Below are 5878 nucleotides of genomic sequence, written 5' to 3'. Positions count from 1 at the left end.
TTCAAGGTCAGTTCTGAGGTAGCAAAGAAAACTGCAAAGGAGGCCAAAACATTGACCGCATCATAGACCACGACGCATAACTGAGGGTGGGTCAAATCTCGGTGAAAATACCGGGTCAGTTCTCAGTGACAATCAACACCACAGAGCGGCTATGAGAACAGCGCCTCCGCACCATTGCGCAAAGACGAAACGGCGGAACACCGGATCGTCCCGGAACGTCATTACACCTTCGCGCAAATAGGCCATGAAGCTTGTGGCCGCTTTTGAAGGTGCTTTCTGCTCAGGCTCTCCCATTGCAGTGAAAATGAGGGACGAGAGCAACATCAGGAGCGCTGCAATCCCAAGCACCGCAGCATAGGAAATCGGAAAATCAAGCGTTCGCAGAAGCCTGTCCGCCACCACAGCTATAAGAAGTGCTACGAGGCCGCCGCCGAAAAAACGGACCGAGAGCATCCGGCTCCGGCGTTCCGACGAAACGGACCGCGCAACAATGTCATTGTAAGGAACGCCCACGATCCCGCTAAGGAAAGCGTAGAGAACCCAAAGCCCAAGGGTCGCAGCACCAAGCGCGGCATCACTCCAACCAGCGACCGCGCCGGTCCACAGAACGATTGCGAGCAGAGCAATAGCAGCGGTCCTTCCGAACGCGCCCACGATGTAGAATGGCATTGAGGACGCACCGCGACCGGCGAGATAGCCGACGAAAAGTTGGGGCAGAAGCCAACCGAGCCGCAGAATTGTGGAAACTGCGCCTGCGGCGATAGTGCTGCCTGTCAACTGAAAGACCAGCGCAGACATGACTGTTCCACTGTCCACCGCAGCCGAACCAGCCTGGAATGCAGTGCCTGCGCCTGCCACATGCCAGAAGCGGCGGCGGGGGGTCATGTCCCACTCCAATCCACAGGCTCAACAAACAATCCAAACCATATCGACCAGATACCGAGGCCAACAAAGATCACGCCCAGCAACCAGCGTCGAGGCCGCAGCCATACGGCAACCCGGTCGAGGGGGCGTGCAAGACCAGGGATAACGGAGAGCGGGATCAACGGGAGCGACAGCGCAAGAGCGAAGACTGCCATCATCAAAAAAACCCATACTGGCTGATCCAATCGCTGTTGCCGTGCCCATAAGTCCAAAAAGGATCGGCGCAGCACAAGCTGGTATGTTCAGTCCGAACGCCAGCCCTTGAAGCATCGGGCTTGAGGCCATTTTCCAGCGATCCGGCGCGACCCCGATGCGGTGACGCATTGGTTTGTCCCAACCCGCAAGGATCGTTACCCCAAGGCCAAGATAGATCGCACCGAAAATGAGCCATGCGCCTGTCTGCAACCCGATAAGGCGCTGACCAAGCACAACGATCATACCGCCAAACCCGCCCATGACGGCGAGCCTTGCCAAAAGAAAGATTAACGCTGCGCTGAGCCGCTGACCCATCGGTCGGGTCCTCTGACTTCCCAGAAACAGCATATGGGCACCGATTGTGCAGGGTTCGACAAAACCGAGCAAGCCGAGGCCAAATGCAAGCAGCAGCGTTTGATCAGTGATGTCCATAAGTATCTTTTATTGCACTGAATATTTAGCGCTTATTCTGGACCCTCCGCCGACTGGAGGGATCTCAAGCTGGCGGAAATTGCTGTTGAGCGGTTTCTCCGCGTTCCAGTGTCATGCCCGCAGTTTGCTGTGAAATCGGCCAGCTGCAGCAGCTAAGTCCCTTGTCGATCCACCCGGATCAACAACAATCGTTCCGGAATGGACCAACAGAAGCACGCCGCGAATGGCGAGTTCTGTCAAGAACCAGTTCACGTCACGTTCTGACAATCCCAAGCATTCTGGTACCGTCACAACGACCTTATCCCCTTGATTTACCGACAGCAGCAGTTGCTCTCGTTGGATGAGATGCTTTCGAGGACGCGTAGTTTGCCCTTCAAACTGGTCACACCTAACCTGTTCAATTACCCCATGCAGCGAAATTTCTTGTCGCTGTCGTTTGGCGGACGGCCTACCTTGGGCGGAAAGGATATATCCCCACGTAGCGTCGGATTTCGAAAACTTTGGGTCCATTTAAGGTCTTCCTCCTCTTAATCGTTCTTAGAAGCGGGAGGACTAGATCACGATCCAGCTTGCCGATTGATTGGCTCCGGCTAAGCTCACCCCTCTCCGCGGAACCATCTTCTTATCTGACCTAGTAGGCCAGATTCACAGAGCCAAACGCGACTATGCGCCGGCTTCGAACCTCGTGAGATTGAGGTCTCGGCCCTAGCTTGCTTGTCTCTTGCAGACGCTGCTGAAGCAGGACGTGCATCCGTTTCAGATCGCTTTCGCTCAGCTTGCCTTCGCCGACAAGGGCAATCATCTCGTCATGATCAGCCAGTGTCTTGGTTAACATGGTTTTTCTCGTCTTCTTCCGGCTTGCCGTGACCGTAAAGGTCGGCGTTCTCATGGGCTCGGTCTTCGTGCTCAAATTCCAAACTCGAATGACCGATGCTAAAATCGTCCTTCAGACGGTCCTTGATTGCCGTCTTGATTTTTTCGATTTGACGCCAGCCGTCCGCTGTCAGCACGACGTGGCAGTCCAAAGCCGCTTCGTGCTCCTGCATCTGCCACAGATGCACGTGATGAACTTCCGCCACGCCATCCACACGCCGCATCGCCTCAACGACGGCTTCATTATCGATGTCCGGCGGACTGCCGAGCATCAGCGTCCGAATCGGACCGCCGATCTCGGTGAAGGCGAGGTAAAGGATGTAGAGAGCGATGCCGATGGTGATCGCCGGGTCAACCCATCGCATGTCGTAGAGTAGGATAAGCGAGCCGCCGATGATGACCGCGACAGAGGCCAAAGCGTCCGATAGGTTGTGCAGGAAGAGCGCACGGATGTTCGCACTGCCCTTCTGCATCGAATAGGTGAGCACCGCCGTCAACGTGTCGACGACTAGTGCCACACCGCCTAGGATCACCACCGTCCAACCCTGTACCTCGGGCGGGTCGATCATGCGCATGCCACCCTCGTAGATCAGGTAGAAGCCGATCAGGATAAGGGTCGTGTAGTTGATGAGCGCTGCGACAATTTCTATCCGCCCATAGCCGAAGGTCATGCGCGCGTCCGCAGGCCGCCGCGCGATTTTCCGAGCGGCAAAGGCGATCACCAACGATGCCATATCCGAGAAATTGTGCAGAGCATCCGCGATCAGTGCGAGGCTGCCGGATAGGATGCCGCCGACAATCTGCGCGACGGTCAGAAGACCGTTGGCCCAGATGGAGATGGAGACTCGACGGTCGCCGGACTCGGGGTCGATATGGGCGTGATCGTGGGCCATCAGGCAATTTCCTATCTGTTCGGCAGATCAAAACGCGGTCAAGCGCCGCGTTTTGACTTCCTTTCAACATGTGCAGCCAGACCGGACTTATTCGCAACAAGTTCGGTCACTCGGGATCCCATGCGCCATTGGGTCAGCAGCAGCCAGAACTCTTCTCTGGCTGCGACACTTCCTGCACCAATTCGGCTGTTTCCGCGCCGTCGGCTTCCCGTGCCACGTCCGCTTGAGCCACGATCCCACAGCATTTGCCGCTTTCGTCTGTAACCACGCTGCGGCGCACCTGTTTTTCTTCCATCTTGCTGCAACAGCTTTTAACGTCCTCATCAGGTGAGACTGTCAGGAGGTCATCCGACATGACGTCAGAAACCGGCGTGTCGGCTGCCTTTCCCTCTGCGACGGCACCACAGCAGATGTCGCGGTCCGTAATGATGCCGACCGGCTCACCGGCGTCATTGATCACGGGAATCGCGCCGACCGACTTTTCATCCATCAGCTTTGCGGCCTCCTGAATCGTAGTGTCGGTACTACAACATGTTGGATTGCTGGTCATGATTTCGTGAACTTGCATGATCTTACTCCTTGTTTTGGTTACTAGCGTGGAAACCGAAAGACGGGTGTTCAAGTTCCTTTCATTGCGCTGAGCAGCGAGTTTCCGCGCAAGCGGTGCAGCAGCCACAATTTGGATTTTTCAATACTTGGAGTGCTGGTTTCTCGTCGGATCGCTTCCAAGGAAATGTAGTTGCTACGGTCACTGTAGCTTCAAGCCCCGATTTCAGGCGATGTCCTCACTTGCCTTACCGTCATCGTGCACCGCCTTGTGGTGTTCACCATGTGCGTCTCTCAGGATTCCGACTCCACCCCAGGCCGCGATACCGGCGACGATCACGCCCACGACAAGGTCCGGCCAGTTAGTTCCGAGCCAGGCCACGACCCCGCCTCCGACGACGATTCCGAGATTAGCCGCGAAGTCGTTCCAGCTGAACGTATTCGCCGCTCGGATGTTTACGTCCGGATCGCGAATCCGCGCCAACAGCCAGACGCAAAGCGCGTTGATGGCCGCCGCTATCAGCGCCATGACAATCATGATTGTGCCAAGAGGATCCGATCCGTCGACGTAGCGGCGCCAGGCGTCATAAAGGATGCCAAGGGCGAAGAGGATCAGTAGGCCGCCCGAAACATTCGCCGCTCCGCGTTTCCACTTAGCGGAACGGGACAGCGCAAGGAGGCTAATCGCGTAGACGAAACTGTCCGACAGGTTGTCGAGGCCATTGGCGATAAGCGCACTTGAATCGCCGAATGCACCCGATGCGAAGAAAGCGACTGCCAGCCCGATGTTGAGACCCAGGACGATCCAGAGTGTGCTTCTTTCCGATGCGTCCTGCCGCTGTACCATTCGCGAAGTCCAAAAATACTAATTTCAGTTCAACAAGAACGCGCAAGCGGTTATTTGGTTCCCAATCTGCATCTAGGCGATGTCGCCGTTCCGCAACGACGGTTCAGGCTCCGCCTTTTGATGTGTTGTCACGAAACGGAAGCTGGCATTGCAAGACCGTGACATCTGTACCTATTCCATTGGACTTGCGAACTACTGACGCTGTCGCACCCTAAGGGTCTTTGGAGCGCTCCGGCCACTTTACTTGCGCCTGCGCACGTGAGGTTGTTCAGCGTACCAGGCGGCAACTGCTGCAATTTGATTATCGCTCATGTTTTGCACGATTTCGGACATAATGTGTGAATATACAGTGCCGCCCCGCTTCCTCTGTTGCCAAAGGCTGAGTTGCTCCGAAAGATACCATTCGGGCTGGCCCTCAAGATAGGGGTAATAGGGGTTATTTCCCCGCGCTAACCGGCCGTGGCAGCTTTGGCAGGCAGGAATTTTTAACGGTCTGACTCCCTCGACAGCGATGCGTCTTCCAAATTCGAGCAATCCTTCCCTTGGAGTGACGAGACCCGCGGGCGCTGCTGTCGGGGTCATGGGATTAGAAACATCATCTTCTCTTTCCAGGATTCCGGCTTCGTCCTGCCAGGAGGACAACGGCGGTACGAATGGTTCTGGACTTCTGGCAACGAGAGGGCTGTCCACGGCATTGCTATCGGTGGGAAGGTCAGTGGTTGCGCTTCGAAACTCCGCTCCGGAACCTGCGACTGTTGCCAGAGCCGGATTCGGTTGCTCCGAGAAATAGCGCGCAAGCGCTTCAAGCACCTTCGGTTCATAGCGGCTCGCGGGGAGCTCCATGAAGCCGCTTCGTCGCTTTCCGAGTGCGAACGCGCGCAGCGTGGCATATAGATACGGCGCGGGCTGACCGGCGATGGCAGGAAATGCGTTCTCCGCCTCTTCGTCTACTTGACCCAAGCCATCGCGTCCGTGGCAAAGGGCACAATCCGCGAGCGCGTTTTCAACAACGCCGTCTGGTGCAGCGGCGGATTCGGCGCCTTGCGCGAAATCAATGCCCGTCGGCTCACCGCGCAAGGCCAACTCGGCGTACTGGCCTAGCGTCATGCCGGGAAGTGCCCGCAAGAAGGCGACCTGTGCCCAGACCTCATCGTCGCGATCTTGCGTT

The 5878-nt window shown here is 56.6% G+C and carries 6 protein-coding genes; all 6 read right to left on the bottom strand.

The annotated features are described in order from the left end of the window. Positions 1–132: 132 nt before the first annotated feature. Positions 133–885 carry a hypothetical protein gene (locus ACU0FH_RS08165; RefSeq protein WP_446194170.1) on the bottom strand — a complete coding sequence of 251 codons (753 nt, stop codon included), beginning with the start codon at positions 883–885 and terminating at the stop codon, positions 133–135. 777 nt (positions 886–1662) lie between these two features. Continuing rightward, positions 1663–2061, bottom strand: coding sequence for a hypothetical protein (locus ACU0FH_RS08160; RefSeq protein ID WP_169306094.1), 399 nt, complete (start codon positions 2059–2061; stop codon positions 1663–1665). Positions 2062–2363: 302 nt separating this feature from the next. Continuing rightward, the gene (locus ACU0FH_RS08155) at positions 2364–3317 is read right to left on the bottom strand and encodes a cation diffusion facilitator family transporter (RefSeq protein ID WP_093743706.1); all 954 of its coding nucleotides are present in this window, start codon (positions 3315–3317) and stop codon (positions 2364–2366) included. A gap of 133 nt (positions 3318–3450) precedes the next feature. Further along, entirely contained in the window at positions 3451–3885 is a 435-nt protein-coding gene (locus ACU0FH_RS08150; protein WP_067631023.1) for a CBS domain-containing protein, read from the bottom strand. Between the two features lie 204 nt (positions 3886–4089). Continuing rightward, positions 4090–4710, bottom strand: coding sequence for a cation transporter (locus ACU0FH_RS08145; protein WP_093743705.1), 621 nt, complete (start codon positions 4708–4710; stop codon positions 4090–4092). 240 nt (positions 4711–4950) lie between these two features. Next, positions 4951–5878 (bottom strand): c-type cytochrome (locus tag ACU0FH_RS08140; protein WP_446194169.1); only part of this gene is annotated, 928 nt, incomplete at its 5' end.

Source organism: Heliomarina sp., assembly GCF_052826185.1.
The sequence above is the reverse complement of the archived record's forward strand: the minus strand, read 5'-3'. Positions and strand labels throughout refer to the sequence as shown.

What these genes read in the sequence shown, in the direction of transcription:
- ACU0FH_RS08150 (WP_067631023.1), bottom strand. Translation starts at nt 3,885, where the DNA reads ATGCAAGTTCACGAAATCATGACCAGCAATCCAACATGTTGTAGTACC.
- ACU0FH_RS08155 (WP_093743706.1), bottom strand. Translation starts at nt 3,317, where the DNA reads ATGGCCCACGATCACGCCCATATCGACCCCGAGTCCGGCGACCGTCGA.
- ACU0FH_RS08160 (WP_169306094.1), bottom strand. Translation starts at nt 2,061, where the DNA reads ATGGACCCAAAGTTTTCGAAATCCGACGCTACGTGGGGATATATCCTT.
- ACU0FH_RS08145 (WP_093743705.1), bottom strand. Translation starts at nt 4,710, where the DNA reads ATGGTACAGCGGCAGGACGCATCGGAAAGAAGCACACTCTGGATCGTC.
- ACU0FH_RS08165 (WP_446194170.1), bottom strand. Translation starts at nt 885, where the DNA reads ATGACCCCCCGCCGCCGCTTCTGGCATGTGGCAGGCGCAGGCACTGCA.